This window comes from Serratia sp. CY84636 (assembly GCF_052166245.1).
In the GTDB taxonomy this organism is placed as follows: Bacteria; Pseudomonadota; Gammaproteobacteria; order Enterobacterales; family Enterobacteriaceae; genus Serratia; species Serratia nevei.
This window is the reverse complement of the sequence record NZ_JBJNOX010000017.1, coordinates 1-15649: the sequence shown is the minus strand read 5'-3', so window position 1 is coordinate 15649 and position 15649 is coordinate 1. Positions and strand designations below refer to the sequence as shown.

The 15649-nt window shown below is 46.8% G+C and carries 24 protein-coding genes; 14 read left to right on the top strand and 10 right to left on the bottom strand.

What is annotated here, in order from left to right:
- Positions 1 to 2 precede the first annotated feature (2 nt).
- From ACJ8QI_RS24255 to ACJ8QI_RS24235, 5 genes are read right to left on the bottom strand one after another with little or no spacing between them, the layout of a single operon-like run.
- Complete coding sequence (locus ACJ8QI_RS24255) at positions 3 to 2633, bottom strand: VirB4 family type IV secretion/conjugal transfer ATPase (RefSeq protein ID WP_033544586.1); 2631 nt, start codon at positions 2631 to 2633, stop codon at positions 3 to 5.
- Complete coding sequence (locus ACJ8QI_RS24250) at positions 2633 to 2947, bottom strand: type IV secretion system protein VirB3 (RefSeq protein WP_033544585.1); 315 nt, start codon at positions 2945 to 2947, stop codon at positions 2633 to 2635. Before ACJ8QI_RS24250 ends, ACJ8QI_RS24255 begins: the two co-directional genes overlap by 1 nt.
- A gap of 51 nt (positions 2948 to 2998) precedes the next feature.
- Entirely contained in the window at positions 2999 to 3289 is a 291-nt protein-coding gene (locus ACJ8QI_RS24245; protein ID WP_033544584.1) for a TrbC/VirB2 family protein, read from the bottom strand.
- Positions 3273 to 3590, bottom strand: a complete 318-nt coding sequence (locus ACJ8QI_RS24240; RefSeq protein WP_050008675.1) for a hypothetical protein — start codon at positions 3588 to 3590, stop codon at positions 3273 to 3275. The genes ACJ8QI_RS24245 and ACJ8QI_RS24240 overlap by 17 nt, the downstream gene beginning before the upstream one ends.
- A 22-nt stretch (positions 3591 to 3612) precedes the next feature.
- The gene (locus ACJ8QI_RS24235) at positions 3613 to 4353 is read right to left on the bottom strand and encodes a lytic transglycosylase domain-containing protein (protein WP_033544583.1); all 741 of its coding nucleotides are present in this window, start codon (positions 4351 to 4353) and stop codon (positions 3613 to 3615) included.
- Between the two features lie 62 nt (positions 4354 to 4415).
- Here ACJ8QI_RS24235 and ACJ8QI_RS24230 point away from each other — a divergent pair, with 62 nt between their 5' ends.
- The 6 genes from ACJ8QI_RS24230 (at position 4416) to ACJ8QI_RS24205 (ending at position 6842) form a co-directional block, all read left to right on the top strand.
- Positions 4416 to 4649 carry an H-NS histone family protein gene (locus ACJ8QI_RS24230; RefSeq protein ID WP_033544582.1) on the top strand — a complete coding sequence of 78 codons (234 nt, stop codon included), beginning with the start codon at positions 4416 to 4418 and terminating at the stop codon, positions 4647 to 4649.
- A 14-nt stretch (positions 4650 to 4663) separates the two neighbouring features.
- The gene (locus ACJ8QI_RS24225; protein WP_033544581.1) at positions 4664 to 5101 is read left to right on the top strand and encodes a hypothetical protein; all 438 of its coding nucleotides are present in this window, start codon (positions 4664 to 4666) and stop codon (positions 5099 to 5101) included.
- Between the two features lie 98 nt (positions 5102 to 5199).
- Complete coding sequence (locus tag ACJ8QI_RS24220; RefSeq protein WP_226426390.1) at positions 5200 to 5421, top strand: TrbM/KikA/MpfK family conjugal transfer protein; 222 nt, start codon at positions 5200 to 5202, stop codon at positions 5419 to 5421.
- Positions 5422 to 5424: 3 nt separating this feature from the next.
- The gene (locus tag ACJ8QI_RS24215) at positions 5425 to 5739 is read left to right on the top strand and encodes a hypothetical protein (protein WP_033544579.1); all 315 of its coding nucleotides are present in this window, start codon (positions 5425 to 5427) and stop codon (positions 5737 to 5739) included.
- Positions 5740 to 5786: 47 nt separating this feature from the next.
- Positions 5787 to 6440 (top strand): restriction endonuclease, encoded by a 654-nt coding sequence (locus ACJ8QI_RS24210; protein ID WP_228264559.1) that lies wholly within the window; start codon positions 5787 to 5789, stop codon positions 6438 to 6440.
- Complete coding sequence (locus ACJ8QI_RS24205) at positions 6441 to 6842, top strand: Hha/YmoA family nucleoid-associated regulatory protein (RefSeq protein WP_306415735.1); 402 nt, start codon at positions 6441 to 6443, stop codon at positions 6840 to 6842. It abuts the gene before it with no gap.
- 113 nt (positions 6843 to 6955) lie between these two features.
- On the opposite strand, the gene mazF is transcribed toward ACJ8QI_RS24205, so the two are convergent.
- The 4 genes from mazF to ACJ8QI_RS24185 are packed head-to-tail and all read right to left on the bottom strand — an operon-like array spanning position 6956 to position 8325.
- Complete coding sequence (gene mazF / locus ACJ8QI_RS24200; protein ID WP_000817647.1) at positions 6956 to 7282, bottom strand: endoribonuclease MazF; 327 nt, start codon at positions 7280 to 7282, stop codon at positions 6956 to 6958.
- Positions 7272 to 7568 carry a hypothetical protein gene (locus tag ACJ8QI_RS24195; RefSeq protein WP_226426392.1) on the bottom strand — a complete coding sequence of 99 codons (297 nt, stop codon included), beginning with the start codon at positions 7566 to 7568 and terminating at the stop codon, positions 7272 to 7274. Before ACJ8QI_RS24195 ends, mazF begins: the two co-directional genes overlap by 11 nt.
- A complete protein-coding gene (locus ACJ8QI_RS24190; protein WP_442533185.1) occupies positions 7538 to 8080 on the bottom strand; it encodes a hypothetical protein in 543 nt (180 codons plus the stop codon). The genes ACJ8QI_RS24195 and ACJ8QI_RS24190 overlap by 31 nt, the downstream gene beginning before the upstream one ends.
- Positions 8080 to 8325: an AbrB/MazE/SpoVT family DNA-binding domain-containing protein gene (locus ACJ8QI_RS24185; protein ID WP_033544576.1), complete on the bottom strand. Its 246-nt coding sequence runs from the start codon at positions 8323 to 8325 to the stop codon at positions 8080 to 8082. The genes ACJ8QI_RS24190 and ACJ8QI_RS24185 overlap by 1 nt, the downstream gene beginning before the upstream one ends.
- A gap of 452 nt (positions 8326 to 8777) precedes the next feature.
- Here ACJ8QI_RS24185 and ACJ8QI_RS24180 point away from each other — a divergent pair, with 452 nt between their 5' ends.
- Positions 8778 to 9362: a recombinase family protein gene (locus ACJ8QI_RS24180; protein WP_033544574.1), complete on the top strand. Its 585-nt coding sequence runs from the start codon at positions 8778 to 8780 to the stop codon at positions 9360 to 9362.
- A gap of 575 nt (positions 9363 to 9937) precedes the next feature.
- Here the strand turns inward: ACJ8QI_RS24180 and ACJ8QI_RS24175 are convergent.
- The gene (locus tag ACJ8QI_RS24175) at positions 9938 to 10660 is read right to left on the bottom strand and encodes a replication initiation protein (protein ID WP_442533184.1); all 723 of its coding nucleotides are present in this window, start codon (positions 10658 to 10660) and stop codon (positions 9938 to 9940) included.
- A 623-nt stretch (positions 10661 to 11283) separates the two neighbouring features.
- Here ACJ8QI_RS24175 and ACJ8QI_RS24170 point away from each other — a divergent pair.
- The 7 genes from ACJ8QI_RS24170 to ACJ8QI_RS24140 all read left to right on the top strand — a co-directional run bounded on the left by ACJ8QI_RS24170 (position 11284) and on the right by ACJ8QI_RS24140 (position 15100).
- Positions 11284 to 11703: a DUF192 domain-containing protein gene (locus ACJ8QI_RS24170; protein WP_023223508.1), complete on the top strand. Its 420-nt coding sequence runs from the start codon at positions 11284 to 11286 to the stop codon at positions 11701 to 11703.
- Between the two features lie 556 nt (positions 11704 to 12259).
- Complete coding sequence (locus tag ACJ8QI_RS24165; protein ID WP_000779465.1) at positions 12260 to 12529, top strand: hypothetical protein; 270 nt, start codon at positions 12260 to 12262, stop codon at positions 12527 to 12529.
- Positions 12530 to 12617: 88 nt separating this feature from the next.
- Complete coding sequence (locus tag ACJ8QI_RS24160) at positions 12618 to 12833, top strand: hypothetical protein (protein ID WP_000111575.1); 216 nt, start codon at positions 12618 to 12620, stop codon at positions 12831 to 12833.
- A gap of 186 nt (positions 12834 to 13019) precedes the next feature.
- Positions 13020 to 13847, top strand: coding sequence for a DUF932 domain-containing protein (locus tag ACJ8QI_RS24155; protein ID WP_024147850.1), 828 nt, complete (start codon positions 13020 to 13022; stop codon positions 13845 to 13847).
- 56 nt (positions 13848 to 13903) lie between these two features.
- Positions 13904 to 14377, top strand: a complete 474-nt coding sequence (locus ACJ8QI_RS24150) for a single-stranded DNA-binding protein (RefSeq protein WP_033544285.1) — start codon at positions 13904 to 13906, stop codon at positions 14375 to 14377.
- Positions 14378 to 14441: 64 nt separating this feature from the next.
- The gene (locus ACJ8QI_RS24145; protein WP_000257688.1) at positions 14442 to 14744 is read left to right on the top strand and encodes a TrfB-related DNA-binding protein; all 303 of its coding nucleotides are present in this window, start codon (positions 14442 to 14444) and stop codon (positions 14742 to 14744) included.
- Positions 14745 to 14758: 14 nt separating this feature from the next.
- Positions 14759 to 15100, top strand: a complete 342-nt coding sequence (locus ACJ8QI_RS24140; protein WP_021536824.1) for a hypothetical protein — start codon at positions 14759 to 14761, stop codon at positions 15098 to 15100.
- Positions 15101 to 15649: the final 549 nt, after the last annotated feature.

The window sequence follows — 15649 nt, the reverse complement described above, 5'->3', positions numbered from 1 at the left end:
CCTCACGCTGCGAGTACAGATTTCCAGTAGGGTTCGAGCCATTTATCAGGGTTATCATCCCCAATTTGCTCAATAATTTTCGCCAGTGTTTCGGCGTTTTGGGTTTCCCCTGACAGGATGCTAAGGATCTTATCCAGCTTCCTGAAGTTCTCCGGCGTCTTAACGCGCGGGGCCAGGTTGAATTGCGCCATCGCGCTTTGGCTGCCTTGTTTCACCAGGAACTGGCGGGAGTTCTCAGGAATAGACAGCAGCGCGTCAAACTCTGCCGGTGTCAATTTGAGGCGAGTAACGTAGTCCTCATAATCCGCATCCGGGTTTTCCAGAAGAATTTTCGTTACGCACTGCTGCATGATGGTTTTACCGATGGAGCTATCCAGCGCATCGTTCGGCTCTTGCGTGGAGAATACGTAAACCGCATCTTTCTTACGGTCTGTTTTAAGGCCACGTTTGACCTCCACACTCATAATTGGATCGTCAAGGTACTGGTGAAACTCATCGAATACCTGAATCACACGGCGACGGCCATCAATAGACTGACGCACACGGAAATTGAGATACATCAGGAGCGGAGTACGTGTTGCAGGGGGGATCTCATTATCTGCAACAATGAAATCTGTCAGGTCAAAGCCGTAAATATCGTATTCACCAAGATTCAGTGAATCTGAATCGTTATCGAACAACCAACCGTTTTCATGGCCGCGAGTCCACGGAACAAGCAATGACGCCAGTGTTTGTTTACTGCCCGCTGTTTGATATGGATTCGGCATCTGCTGAATTAACATATCCACGGTGCGTAAATCTGTCGGAATGAGGGAGTTCTCATCCATCAAAGCATCGACGGCGCGGTTAAGGTCATTAACCTGATCAGCATCGAGTACGCTGCCTTTGGTAATTTCAGCGCACAGGCGCATCAGGCGCTTACAAAATGCAATGTTAACTTTGGTGCCAGGCATCTGTAGAGGTGCCCACCCGGAAGCAACGCCCTCTTTCAGAACCGTGTAGTGACCGTGTAACGCTTTAATCATCGGCATCATGCCCTGATCGCGGTCAAAGGCAAAAATGCGCGGGTTATACTTCATCGCTTGCGTCAGCAGGAAGTTAAGCAGCGTAGTTTTACCTGCCCCCGAACGCCCAAGCATTAACGTATGCGCCAGCGGTCGCTTACCGAAAGACATTTCATCTTCTGGCGTTACATGCAAGTTCATATACAGCGGCGTATTTGCCACCGTTTTGAACAGCGTCAGCGCTGGCCCCCACGGGTTATTATTTGCTTTCCCGGACATAAAATTATGGAAGGGGGAGAAGCAAAGAAAATTCCAGCTATTCAGCGGGCAAGGTCGTGGCGACAGGTGTTGATTAGCCGGAAGTTTTGCATAATATGCCGCTTCTGAAGCTAACCCTACCTGGCTGGCAATCAGCCCGCAGTTGTTCAGCATATTTCTGGCAACACCGGCGTTTGAACGGGCCTCTTTAAGCGTCTTGCCAAAGGTGTGTACCGTAAGGTGATGCCAGCCCATGATAAAGGTACGTGAAACAACGCCATCAACGGCGTCACTCATCTGGTTTATCTGCGTAAAGGATGGATCGCCTGTTTCCAGCAGAGCTTTTTGTTGGTTAGTGAGGTAAGTTCTTGCCGCTTGCTGGGACATACAGCAATACGTTTGCGTTAACACAAACTCAAACGGTGCTTCCATCAGGATATTGATCTGACCAGGCTCAGTATCGGAATCGTAATCCCGGATTTCAACGGCAGACGTATAGCGGCGTTCGTCAGTACCGCGAATCTCGATACCATCCCCCCAAAATGAAGATATTGGGCGGGTAGTAGCCAAATATTCACGGATTCGGCCACGACAAACCGGCACTGGTGCCCACTCACCATTAACGAGGTAATAGAGCCACTCCAGCGCTTTAGAATAGGTGTGTTGAGTACCACTAAAGACTTCTTTATCTTCCTGAACGTCCTGATATTCCACATCGGCCAGCAAATCTTCACGCAGATCGATAATGTCCTCATCATCTTCTGCATCATCCTTTTTCTGCTCAGGAATGACATTCCCCCGTTTGTCGCGGAAGTAGTAGCCTAAACGGTCAATGCCATAAGGACGCAGCGAGTTCATGACCTGTTCACAAATATCTTCCAGCGCACCAATAGCATCAGCCTGCATTTCGCGCAGCTCGCTAGCCGATGGCTTATCAAACTTTGCCAGCATCTTTTGAGCGGCATCCCCAACAGGGTTATAAACAACCGTCAGGTACAGGTCATTTACCATCATTGGGGTATCATCAAACTGATCACGATAATATTCATTCACCATGCGTGGGAACGTCATATTGTAATGCGTGTCAGGATAATTATTAATTTCGCGGTGGTGTAAGTGAGTCCATAATTTTACATGCTCACTACCAATCCCTTTTAAAAGCTGATTCAAATCCGCGTGCCACTTAATTAGCTCGGCATCAGAAGCACAGTCATGGGTTCGCCCACGGATTTTAAATATAGAAAGGTATTCCCCATTTACCGTACTGATAACATGGGGCGTGACATGGTAGGAGTAAGGAATATATTTCAAAGAGGAAGGTTCTTTTTTGAAATCTTTCACCCCCCTTTTTTTCATTTCCGCTACGGCCATTATTTTTTATCTCCATAATCAGTAGGTGAGTAACTAGAGCCGCCCCACAGTTTAGTAAATGGGGAGTTAATCATATTTAGCCCTTTCGTCATGATAGCCAGCCATATAATACGAAACATGCGGTCATCATGCTTGCTGATACAAAACTCAATAAACCACAGCAAGCCAAAAAGAACTAAGGCCCAAAGGTGGATCGTCATAAATAACGTCGCACAAAATATGAAGGTGGCAATAATTACTGTTCGCGGAACACCGGCAAATGTCGGCAGTCGCGTAGCGCCTTTAAATAACGGATATTTACCGGATAAATTCATCGTTTCCTCCCGTCAGATACGGGCCGGGGGATAACCCCCCGGCGAACTTTCTTAACTCAGCCCGAACAGGCCAACAAGATAAGACGCGGAACCGACAACAATCAGACCGACAACAATACGAACCGCCCAGCTCGCCGGGAGCATATGAGCGATCCATGCGATAGCACTCACGATGATAAGAACAGTGGCCGCAACCGGAATCCACGTCATTAACCAGGAGTTAACGGAATTCATGGATGATTCACCGGTATCTGCACCGGCGGCCAGCGCCAGCTCAGGAACACACAGAGCAACCATCATGAACATTGCCACCGGGAAAAAACGTTTAATCGCTGTATTCATCTTTTTCTAACACTCCATCATCAGGAAAAATAAAATCAGGCTCATCCAGGAAAAGCCCCACTTCTCTTGCATTAAAATCGTCTCTCAGCATGTCGGCCAGTATCCGCAGATCGGCCCACGTTCTAACCCCCTCTCCAGACTGAACTCGCAGAGAGCAAGTGATTACGCCCCCTTCACTATTTTTCACATCAAAAAGCGGTATCCATTTCTTTTTATCCATCCGTTGAATTGCGATCCGAACAACTTTGTTTTGATTGAATACTTCTTCTAACTGCTTCAACAAAATGAGATAAACGCGCATCTAAACTGACTCCTGTTACTCCCTACTTCTGCCGGAAAGCGTCACCATCAGATGCACCAAAAGCGTCTTTATCCGAGCCACCAAAGGCATCAGTCATACCGGCGTCTTTTGGTTTTTCTTCACCATCAGCAGCATCTACCGGCACAGCATCTATAGCTGTATCAACACTTTTCACATCAGTGGAGCCATCATCGGCTTTCAAAGCAGGGATTACGGGTTTTGATTGCCCAATTTGAGCAACCACCTTTGATACATAACCGTTTGTAAATCCGGCGGTTAGTGAACCCGTATTATAACAAGATAAAGCGTGTCTCAACGCTGACTGCCCCGGCGCATATTCTTTTGTTGCGAGCTGGTAGCAATAATTAAGAACGTATTGAGCAGCTTCGAGATTTTTACAACCATTAAACAAATCTGCGGCAGAAACATTCAATTTTGGGAAATTCGCAGAGTTGATTTGCCCTAAACCTACGTCAAAGTTATAACCATGAGCCGTTAGCCATTTTGTCGTTTTAACAGCTTCATCTAGGGTACGCGGCTGTCTGGCTAACGGTGATTTTGTTCCTTTAGGAACGTTGACGTTTATCGCGTATGGGTTGTTGCGCGATTCATGGCTAACCAGGTACCCAATAGTTAAAGGATGCACTTCTGGCGCACAACGTTTTGCCAGAGCCATAACCGGCGCTGACAGTTCCGCATTTGCGGATGTGGCATCCAAAAGACCAGCAATCAACAGTGGGAAAAGGGCAACAACCTGCTTCATCTCTTTTTTCCTTGAAATTGCAATTTCAATGATTAACTAGTATAGTAAAGGTAAATTCGAACATGTCAAGACAAGATGAAAAGAAGCACAAAACAGAGCAGGAGCGCGAAACATCAGTGCCTAAAAGAAAAATCATATTCGTACCCTTGCAGTCAGAAAAAAGTCCCAAAGGGGAGCCTCGCTACCGAGATCCAGCCAATCCATTTAACACATGGGTTGGGAGAGGAAAGCGCCCTGACTGGCTAAAAAAATATCTTGATGAAGGCCGCGAGCTTTCGGAGTTTGAGATCGGATAATAAGGAGCTGACGGATGAGTAAAATTATTGATTTCCCTACCGGAAAAAAGAGGGAGAGAAGGGCTAAAGCTATCCGAGCGCAACGTGATAAAGAAGCGATGCAGCGGAGCAAAATTGCTACCTCCCAATTTTGGTGGGCTAATAAAATAAAGTTACTCACCGTTATTAAACAGTCGGTGCGATTTCTCTTAATATATTTAGGGTTATTAGCTACCGACATATTTATCTATCTCGTATTTATTCTAGGAAAACTCCTAAAATTCTTTGCGATGACTGGTATCATCGCTGCGCTTTTATTTCTGGTTATGGAATATAGGAATGGTTGGCATTATACGCAATCAATATTCCATGCCGCAGCAATATTTTTCGGCCTAATCGCCCTGCGTATCGGGCATGACAAACTACTGAATGGCCTAATAAGGCTTAAATCCTATCTATCCAGAAAAGGGTGATAACAATGCGGAAGATAATAATAGCGTCAGTGGTGATACTGGCATCGTCTTACTCCATAGCCAGTTATGCAAAAGATCCCTGCAAAACGCTCGCTTGCATGGCAGCAAAATCTGGCGGGGAATTTGGCAGCGTGGGCGACAGTGATTGCTCCGGGGCGATAGCTGACTTTTTCAATATTGTAAAGAAGAACAAACACGGTTTCCGCCCAGGCAAAACATCTGACGCTCGTAAACAGTTCCTGATGGAATGCTCCGGCGCTCAAGAAAATACAGCCGCTGTAAACAGAGTTATATCTATGTTCGGACGTGTAAAAGGTTAATTTATGAAGATTAAAAGCATTCTCTTTACGACAGTTCTCTTATTATCAGGATGCGCTAGTCAGTCGCAGGTAGAGCAATTATCAAAGCAGGTTAATACGCTAAAAACAGACCTGTACAATCTGCAAATCCAGCAGCGCAATGATACACAGGCACTTCAGCGAGAAGTACAGAAATCGCGTCCCATCGGGGTTTGCTATCTTGACGGCCACCCCTACTCACAAGGAGCGGTTATTGCTGGCCGCATTTGTGCCAGCAATGGCGTTATCGTCAATGGCAAACCTACAGAAGTTTCATGGCAGGTTTATCACCGCCGCTAACAACGCGCGTTCGGGGCTTCGGCCCCGTTTTTTATGGTACAGGTAGCATGGATATACTTTCCCTTTTCCCTCCTAACGTAATCGCATTGTGGGCCGTGTCATTTGGTTTTCTGGCCGTCCTGTATTGGTGGAAGATCACCGCCAGAAAACGCAGACACAAACGCAAGCAACAACAAGCCCGGCGTGTGCTCGCAAAAATTCAGACCCTACCGGCGTTCGGCTACAAGATCGCGTATCTCAGGAAGATAGACCCTTTCACCTTTGAGGAACTGTTACTGGAGGGGTTTGAGTCGCATGGCTTCAGAACTATCAGAAATAAACGCTATACCGGTGATGGAGGCATTGACGGACAGGTAATAATCGGAAAACATCGTTATCTCATCCAGGCCAAACGCTATCGCGGCCATATTGCTTTACAGCACGTTCAGGAGTTCGATACGTTGCTTAAACGACATAACTGTCGCGGTTTGTTTTGCCATACCGGAAAAACTGGCGCAGCTTCAAAAGCTGTTAGCTTCGCCAGTGATCGGATGGAGATTATCAGCGGCCAGCGCCTAATTGATTTGCTCACGCCCGGCAGCTCCTTCACCATCGCAACCGCACCGCAGACAATGATGAGGCGTACCGCAGCAACGCGAGGAACGAACATCATTGTCGAGGAAGCGGATAAAAATACAACCGATAGCATGAGAGTTAATTAAATGAAGTCAGTAACTATAGAAGCAAAAACTTTTGCTGAAATGTTAGGAATAACAGAAGGTGAGTTAATCTTCGCCATTAAGACAACTGGCACATTTAAAAACAAAACTATTCCACAGCCTCATGAGACACATAAATCAAATAACAGATTTTTATATTCAGACGTAATGAAATTTATCGAATCAATAAAAGACAAAGAAAACCTACAAAAAAAATATCTGATGCGTTTCCGTCGATGCAGCTCGTTGGACACTCTTGAAAAAGTATTTGATAGCTTACGCGATAAGCTATCAGGTAAAGAACTGGATGCAATGATGAGCGCCTCAGACCATCGGCGAGCCGAAATCACTCACAATACTTTATGGGATAAAGTCCCGGCCTCCGCATGGAGAAATGTAAAATAAAAAATAAAAAGCCCGTTAATGGGCTTTTTTTATTCGCCGCGACCATTCATACCATAGTGATAGTTTCTATTTTCTTCCATTCTTCAAACTTCTTATCTTGCTCATAATATTACCTATCCAATCAATACTTTTAATTTAGACCTGACCTCAGCCAACACAGCAGCAGACACTTTTCCTTTCTTAACTGCCCCCCGTTCACGCCAATCAAGACTTTTCACCTGGTCAGCGAGTACAGCGCTCCCCTCTCCGTTCCGCACCTCGAATGGATAACCTTTTATTTTTGTTGTCATAGGGCAGCACAACAACAGCCCTATTCTTCCGTTATATACCGCAGGACTTAACACCAAAGCTGGTCGATGGCCCGCTTGTTCATGCCCGGCTTGCGGATCAAAATCCATCCATACAATATCACCGGCATCAGGAATATAATCACGCTTCATTTTTTAGTCTCTTGCTGATATACCCAACCCATATAAATGTAATTATAAGCACTCCACAAAAAATGAACATTATTGCAAACGGAGTTGTGTCAAGCAGAGATACAGCCTCAATACCACCAATAGAGATTGAGTTATCTTTAAATAATTTACTAAACCCTAACCAGATGGAATACAACCCAACACCAACCCAAATAAGAGCACCTAAAAACTCTAGATAGCTATAAAGTTTTTTCAAAAAATTCAGCATAACGCCTCCTAAAGAACCTTTTTGAATTTCTGCTTCCACTCATCGTAACTCATATTACTTTTGTAATGTTCCCGCCACTTCTCCCAATGCTTGCGGCTTACATCTTCTAGATCTGTATCTGTAAGATTTTCACTCAATAACCTTTCGAAATGAGCCGCTTTTATACCTGAATATCTTTGGTGAAATTCTTTAGTTGCCTTATACATTATTATCTTGCTGATTAAGGTATGATTAAGCCGCCCAAGAAAATATGCAACCGCATACGATTGAGCCATAAAAATAACGAAAAGATAACCAACCGAGAGAATATAATCACCTATACTGTAAGTTCCGTTATCAAGGTATAAGCTCGAATCATGATAAGTAACAGGTAGTTTTAACTTAGGTTGCATCCAGTTAATCCATTCAGAAAAATAATATGGAACTGGATTATTAACTAAGCCTAACACTCCCATTGCAGCGTAGCACATCACCCCGATAGCTAAGACAGCAGTAAAAATCCTACTGCTAAGGCTGACCCATCTAATAAAGGATCTATCCTCTTTTTTCATTACAACAATTCCTTCCCAACAGGAGCGCCGAAAGAAATTTCCTCATGAATATTTTCGTTAGTAACACCGGCCATCAGAGCATCCAGTGAATACTCCTTCGTTTTAACGGGCACGATAGTAATTGCGCCGTCCTTTACTGACAGCTCCACTACATCATCAACGTTTAACGAAGCGGCTTTCACAATCGCAGAAGGAAGGCGAACAGATAGACTATTCCCCCATTTTTTAATTATTACTTGAGTCATGACATACCTCTCAATAAACAAAGAAAACTAATTAGCGACTCTTCAGGATGTACCAGGCTTCTTTCGCTGCTGAAAGCGCCCAAACCCACGCCAGAGTCGATGCGATACACATTGCGGTCATATTCCCAAAGTGTCCCGGCGTGTATTCATGGCCGTGTAAAACAAGCCCAACCAAAGAAGCCACACTCATCACTATGAAAACAATCCCAAACATGATGTGAAACATAAGGCCAAACACTCATTACCTCTTGTATCATTATTGTTGATACAACCAGTGTAGAGCCACCCCCTTTAACGTGTCAACATTGTTGATACAGAAAGTGTCTCACAAACGATGATTTTTGTTACACTGCCCCCACCCTATCCAAAAATATAAAAATGGATGCTGTCAGTGTAACAAAACTCGTTACAATATCATGTGTAACAAAAACGGTGTAACAAAAGCAGGACATATGAAAATAGGCTACGCCAGAAAGTCAACCAAAGAGCAGGACACATCCCTTGAGTATCAAATCGAGGCTTTACAAAAAGCTGGCTGCGAAAAATGGTATGCAGAGCAGGTATCGAGGGGCGGTAATAAGCGCCTGAAAACAGGTACACCAGAGTTGGAAAACTGTCTGAAAGCGCTTCGCGCCGGTGACACCCTGGTAGTATGGGCGCTAGATCGATTAGGTGGCACTCTCTTGCAGCTCTTGCAGCTCATGAATGAGCTACGCAGTAAAGGTATTCACTTTGAGAGCCTCAAAGAGCGCATAGACACACAAAGCCCAATGGGTGAAATGTACTATTCCCTCATCGCTATTTTTTCCAATTTCGAGGTAGCCAGAAACCACGAAAGGACAATGGCCGGGCTTGCAGCCGCAAAGAAGAAAGGACGCATTGGAGGCAGAAAACCAAAGCTATCTCCACAGGACATTAAAGAAATTAACGCGCTTGTTAAATCGCCAGAAATTACAGTAAAAGAAATCGCGGCCCGTTTTAAAGTTTCTCGACCTACGATTTATAGACATATTTCATCCGATATACAGGATGAATAATTGACCGGGCGCTGCCGGTGTGGGAATCACCCCATGTTCACCGGGCGCTGCCGGTATGGAAATCACCCCATGTTTGCCGGGCGCTGCCGGTATGGAAATCACCCCATGTTTGCCGGGCGCTGCCGGTGTGGGAATTACCCCATGTTTGCCGGGCGCTGCCGGTATGGGAATCACCCCATGTTCGCCGGGCGCTGCCGGTGTGGGAATCACCCCATGTTTGCCGGGCGCTGCCGGTGTGGGAATCACCCCATGTTCGCCGAGCGCTGCCGGTATGGGAATCCCCCCATGTTCGCCGGGCGCTGCCGGTGTTAGAATTACCCCATGTTTGCCGAGCGCTGCCGGTATGGGAATCACCCCATGTTTGCCGGGCGCCGCCGGTATGGGAATCACCCCATGTTCGCCAGGCGCTGCCGGTATGGGAATCACCCCACGTTCGCCGGGCGCTGCCGGTGTGGGAATCACCCCATGTTCGCCGGGCGCTGCCGGTATGGGAATCACCCCATGTTTGCCGGGCGCTGCCGGTGTGGGAATCACCCCATGTTCGCCGGGCGCTGCCGGTGTGTCAGCTCATACAGCTATGCAGCTAATGGCTTGTTGATGACACTGAATATAAATTTACCATTACTATCAATAGAGTAAGATGCTTTTAAGGGGGTTTTTTCATTGATTTGTTTTAGCGCTGGATCTAAAAAAGATCGTCTCAATTCGGCTAAATTTTTCTGTTGAGACTCAGGTAGCACGAACCGCTCATTGAGCCAAGCATGATTGGTTATCCAAAGCCCAGTTGATTTGAACTGACAGAGGCTTTCGTAGAGTCTTATTGTGCGCGGATTTCGTAGACTTCCACAATCATGCAATGAATAAGTGGTGAACTGACTGGTAAGTCCATAAATGTACGGAAGTAGCTTATGGTTAAACTCTATTTCCCATACCCCCCTTGCTGAACGGTTGCCAGCTTCAGTAAGCCAGGGTCTGGCAACACAATCATATCGACCTTCTTTTGGGTAAAAAATGACTGAAGAACGGCTTAATTCAATTATTCCATCTTTTACATCTTTGACAGCCTGATTCCGTGTCACACCGAAAACGGTTGCATATTCAGCAACGGATACTTTGAATACAGCATCTCCCAATACTACATCAGGTTTATCGCTATCATCAGTGGATGAAGCGGTGAAGTAAGTTTGCATAAGACACAGCCACAGAATGCGCTTGGCCTTCAAAGAGAGATAATATGCGGCTTCAGTCAATTCGTTAGCCTGTTTTACATTAACCTTTTTATTCAATATCTTATCCATGTTATCCACATTTTATGGGTGATTTTTTATACCCCACAATACCACGTTTAGGGATCTTGTAAATTATTTTTCAAAATCACATGAAAAGGTGGGCTGATTCCCATAAGAAGGTGGGCTGATTCCCATAAGAAGGTGGGCTGATTCCCATAAAAAGGTGGGCTGATTCCCATAAGAAGGTGGGCTGATTCCCATAAGAAGGTGTTATTTATTTATAAAAATCAATGTATTACATAGTGGTAAAAGGTTATTAAAAAGAAAAAATTATATAAAAATCTATTAAAAATAACCCTGGGGATAACTATCTACTCAGCAAATGAGCGTCATTGCTATCTGTCATAAACTCACATTTGCGCTTCCTCGCTTTTGCTGTTCGTTCCTCGCGTTGCTGCGGTACGCCTCAGCAAAAGACTGCGGCGAGCGCTGCGATCTCTTAGGTAAGCGATTAGGTTTGATGCAGGGGGGATAAAAAGAATGAGGCCCATCACCGGCAAGTAATGGGCCTCTGTCTTTCCTGCGAAGGAGCAGATTAGACGTTGTAAGAAGTATAGACGAAAGCAGCGTGATATTGAAAGAGGATTCATAGCGCCTTATATTTAACCTCAATATTTAAATTTTGGTGAATTATGAAGAAATCTCTATTCAGTATCATCCTGCTGGCTACCACGTACCAGGCAAGCGCCGAACCTTGCATGGTGATCTTTGAACATGGTCAGTTAATTACGTTACCTGCGGCTGTCACACAGGCTGACCAGGTGAAAGGTATGTCAGGTGAAAATCACAGCACCGGCTTAATCCTCGCATGGAAAACAGCAGAACCCCGCGCGGTCTGGATGAAAGATACGCCAACCCCACTTACAGCCGCGTTCATCGGTGCTGATGGTGTTATCCAGAGTATTCAGGATATGCAGCCCAACAGCGACACAGCGCATTCATCACTACATCCCACGATAGCAATCATCGAGATGAGAACGGAAAAATTTAAACAGTTCAGGCTATCCAAAGGAGACAAAATCATATCCAGCCAATGTTTCCCCCTCAAATAACGCCTCACAGCCCCATAGAGCTGCTTCAACAAGAAAAACTAACTCAGGTATAGCCCGAACCAAGATAACCTCTTACAAAGCCATACAGAGCCATTCAACCAATATCACGCCAGTAATCCAGTTGTCATCGTGCCTGTAGGGGTGCTGGCCGCTGCGCGGCCATCCCCCCAACACCCGGATAAATCACGCCCGGCCCGTCGCTACGCGCCAGCCCGCCCGCTCAACCGGGCCGTTGTGACGGGCCACTGTTCCGGCGGTGGTATCGTCTGACAGCCCGCCAAAACCGGCTTTGCAGGGAGGAAGTGGGCGCGTCGCCCAGCTCGATGCCGTAAGGCCCGGCAATTTGACCACGCCGCCCAGGTGGAGATCGGCGCAGTTGCCTTTCATTTGTCGGCAGCGGTGCAAAATTTAAGTATCTTTTTCGTACTATATAATGATACTAAAAGTTGACTTTTAGAGGGGGAAAGCCTATACTTTATTTACGGTTAGCAATGGTGCTGACCGGCCCGGAACCAGCGGCGGCAACCGCTCCGGGAAAACTGCGAAGGGGTGAAAAATGAAATTAACCACGCTGCTGAAAAAACATTTTGATATTGAGGAAATTACCGATGTGGATAGCACCGTAAACCGGGAGGTGTATACCATTTGGGTTTATGAAAAAGGCGAAGATTGCGAGCCGCTATTAATTCTCAAAGATGCACAGGATTTTATGGGTGTGGATGGCTGGCTTGTCGGGAATATCTATTCCACGTTGCAACATGGCTTATTGCTACAGCATGAAGAACTGAAAACGATGATCCGAAACGGCGAGATTAAGAGCCGTTAAATCTATACGCGGTCGGCAATAGTGCCGCCCGGCCCGGACACAGCGGCGGCAACCGCTCCGGGTAAACTGCGAAGGTACAGAGGCTACTATGTCAGTAAAAGATTTCACCCCTACCCTGGAAATTAAATTCCATCGTCGCCGCTGGCGTATCATGGTCGGGCGTTCAAGCCTGGCCTCTTTCCGCTCCGAACAGGACGCAATTGATGCTCTCAATAAACGCCGCTCATTCTATGAGTATTGGGCCGGTTCTGCCGGTGTACAGGCAGAGAACACAGAGCCGGTGATTGTCCACGTAACATATTGAGTACCAACAAAGCCCGGAAACCGGGCTTTTTTCATATCGTAGAGTACAACAAAAGTAAAATAAAATGATACTTTTAGTTGACTTATGGGAGGGGAAAACCTATACTGTATTCATCGGTTAGCAATGGTGCTGACCGGCCCGGAACCAGCGGCGGCAACCGCTCCGGGTAAATAGCGAAGGAGTATGATTATGTTATCTAGCCGTTTTCGTTCTGCAAATATTCTGCGTTCTGACCGCCCTCTTAACGATGATCAGATCATGCGTTATGCCCCGTCTATCTTTGCCACTGAAGCGCATGAAAGCCGCTCCGACCGTTACGCCTACATTGCGACCAGCGAAGTATTAAATGGTCTGCGTGATAACGGTTTTCATCCATTCATGGTTTGCCAGACTCGCGTTCGTAACCTGGATAAACGCGAACACACCAAGCACATGATCCGTCTGCGTCATGCCGGGCAAATTAACGGCACTGAAGCGAAGGAAATCATCCTGCTTAACTCTCATGATGGCAGCAGCAGCTATCAAATGCTGGCCGGTGTATTCCGTTTCGTCTGCCATAACGGTTTAGTCTGCGGTGATACCGTTGCTGATATTCGTATCCCGCACAAAGGCAACGTTACCGAGCGTGTTATTGAGGGCGCTTTTGAAGTGCTGGATCAGTTCGATAACGTTGAAAACCATATGGATGCTATGAAGTCTGTCACACTGAATGCGCTGGAAAAGCGTATTTTCGCTGACGCGGCGTTAGCACTGCGTTATGACGAGAAAGACGGCCCCGCACCAATCGCCGCGAGCCAGCTCCTTGAGGCGCGTCGTTTCGAAGATCGCAAAGATGATTTGTGGACGACGTTTAACCGCGTACAGGAAAACATCATCCGTGGCGGTTTGAGTGCCAGAACTAAGCAGGGCAAATCAACCCGTACCCGCGCCGTTACCGGAATGGATAAGGATACTTCTTTAAACCGCGCTTTATGGATTCTCAGCGAGCGCATGAATGAACTCAAAGCCGCTTAATGGCAAACGCCCCGCTTGATCGCGGGGCTTTTATCAACCCGAAAAAGGTGATTATCATGGCTTCAAGAGGTGTTAACAAAGTAATTCTGGTCGGCAATTTAGGCCAAGATCCTGAAGTGCGTTATATGCCGAACGGCGGCGCGGTTGCCAATATTACGTTAGCCACGTCTGAAAGCTGGCGTGACAAGCAAACCGGCGAGATGAAAGAGCAGACTGAATGGCATCGCGTAGTATTATTCGGCAAGCTGGCCGAAGTCGCCGTTGAATATCTGCGTAAAGGCTCGCAGGTGTACATTGAAGGCCAGCTCAGAACTCGTAAATGGACTGATCAAGCGGGCGTAGAGAAGTACACCACAGAGGTTGTGGTTAACGTCGGCGGTACTATGCAGATGTTAGGCGGGCGCTCACAAAACGCTTCTCAGACTGGTAATCAGCCGCAAGGGGGCCAGCAGTTCAGCGGCCAGCCACAAACCACCGGCACAGCGGCAGGAAACGAATCGCCTCCGTTCGACGCTGATATACCGTTTTGAATGATGTAAGTATTTGTAATAACTTAATAAATCGGCCCGTAACCGGGCCGTAATGAGGTAAAAAATGGCAGTAGAACGCATTTCCCCTGAAGAATGGCAGCGTATTGCACCGGCATTACGCACATGCAGCCAGGTAACGATCGATATGGCATACGCCGTACTGGTTGACGGTCGCAAACAAGTCGATGTGGCTAAAGAGTTCGACCGATCAAAGCAAACGGTCAATGCTGCAATCAGGCGCGTTACTGCGATTTTTAACGAAGTTATCCCGGAAGATGAGCAGTTAGAATTTGTGCAAGTCTGGTTGCCGCCAGAGCTGGCGAAGCAGGTTAAAGAAATGGCTAAACCATATCAGAATAAAAATTAAAAGGAGTTATATAAATGGCAAAAGTTAGATTTGAAAACTCACTTAATAAGATGATTTTTGAAATTCGTGGTTATGAATCATTTTCCGAAATGGAAACAGCATTACTAGATTTTTGTGATGAAACTATGGGGGCAAACCATCCTGATATAGTGGTGGAATATCCGGTTTATTATAAGCATTTTATTAATGATAAAATTTCATATGAGCATATAGGTTATGTGAATTTAGGAATAGATCAGGATGATGGTTCTTGCTATACGATTGAACATCTGACATTAGACCGCAAAACACTTAAAAACCACTGGCATCCTTTCTATTTTTATAAAGGCGAATGTGAGTACGGATTTAAAAATTAACAGCCAAAATCACTTATGGCGTTCCCTGCGGGCCGGGCTTTCGTGCTGCGCATCGAGCCAGGCAAGCTGTCTCGCCCCTTCGGGCTTCAATCCCTAACGCCTCCGGGCTTTGCCCTCCGCGCTCCGCTTGGCCCCCACGCCCTGCGCCGGACTTGCCCCGCCTCCGGCGGCCCCGCCCCTTCGGGGTGGCTTCGCCATCCTCTGCCAGCAACGGCGCAATCGTGCCTGTAAGGGTGCTGGCCGCTGCGCGGCCATCCCCCCAACACCCGGATAAATCACGCCCGGCCCGTCGCTACGCGCCAGCCCGCCCGCTCAACCGGGCCGTTGTGACGGGCCACTGTTCCGGCGGTGGTATCGTCTGACAGCCCGCCAAAACCGGCTTTGCAGGGAGGGGGTGGGCGCGTCGCCCAGCTCGATGCCGTAAGGGGGGTCGGTTCCGGCTGAGGGCGAAATGACACCCTAAGCTTTCGGTTCCTTGGGCCAAAGATATTCGCCAGTCAGTAGAATGTGCGCCCAGCCCAATGGGGATATGTGGGGAAGAAATTCAGG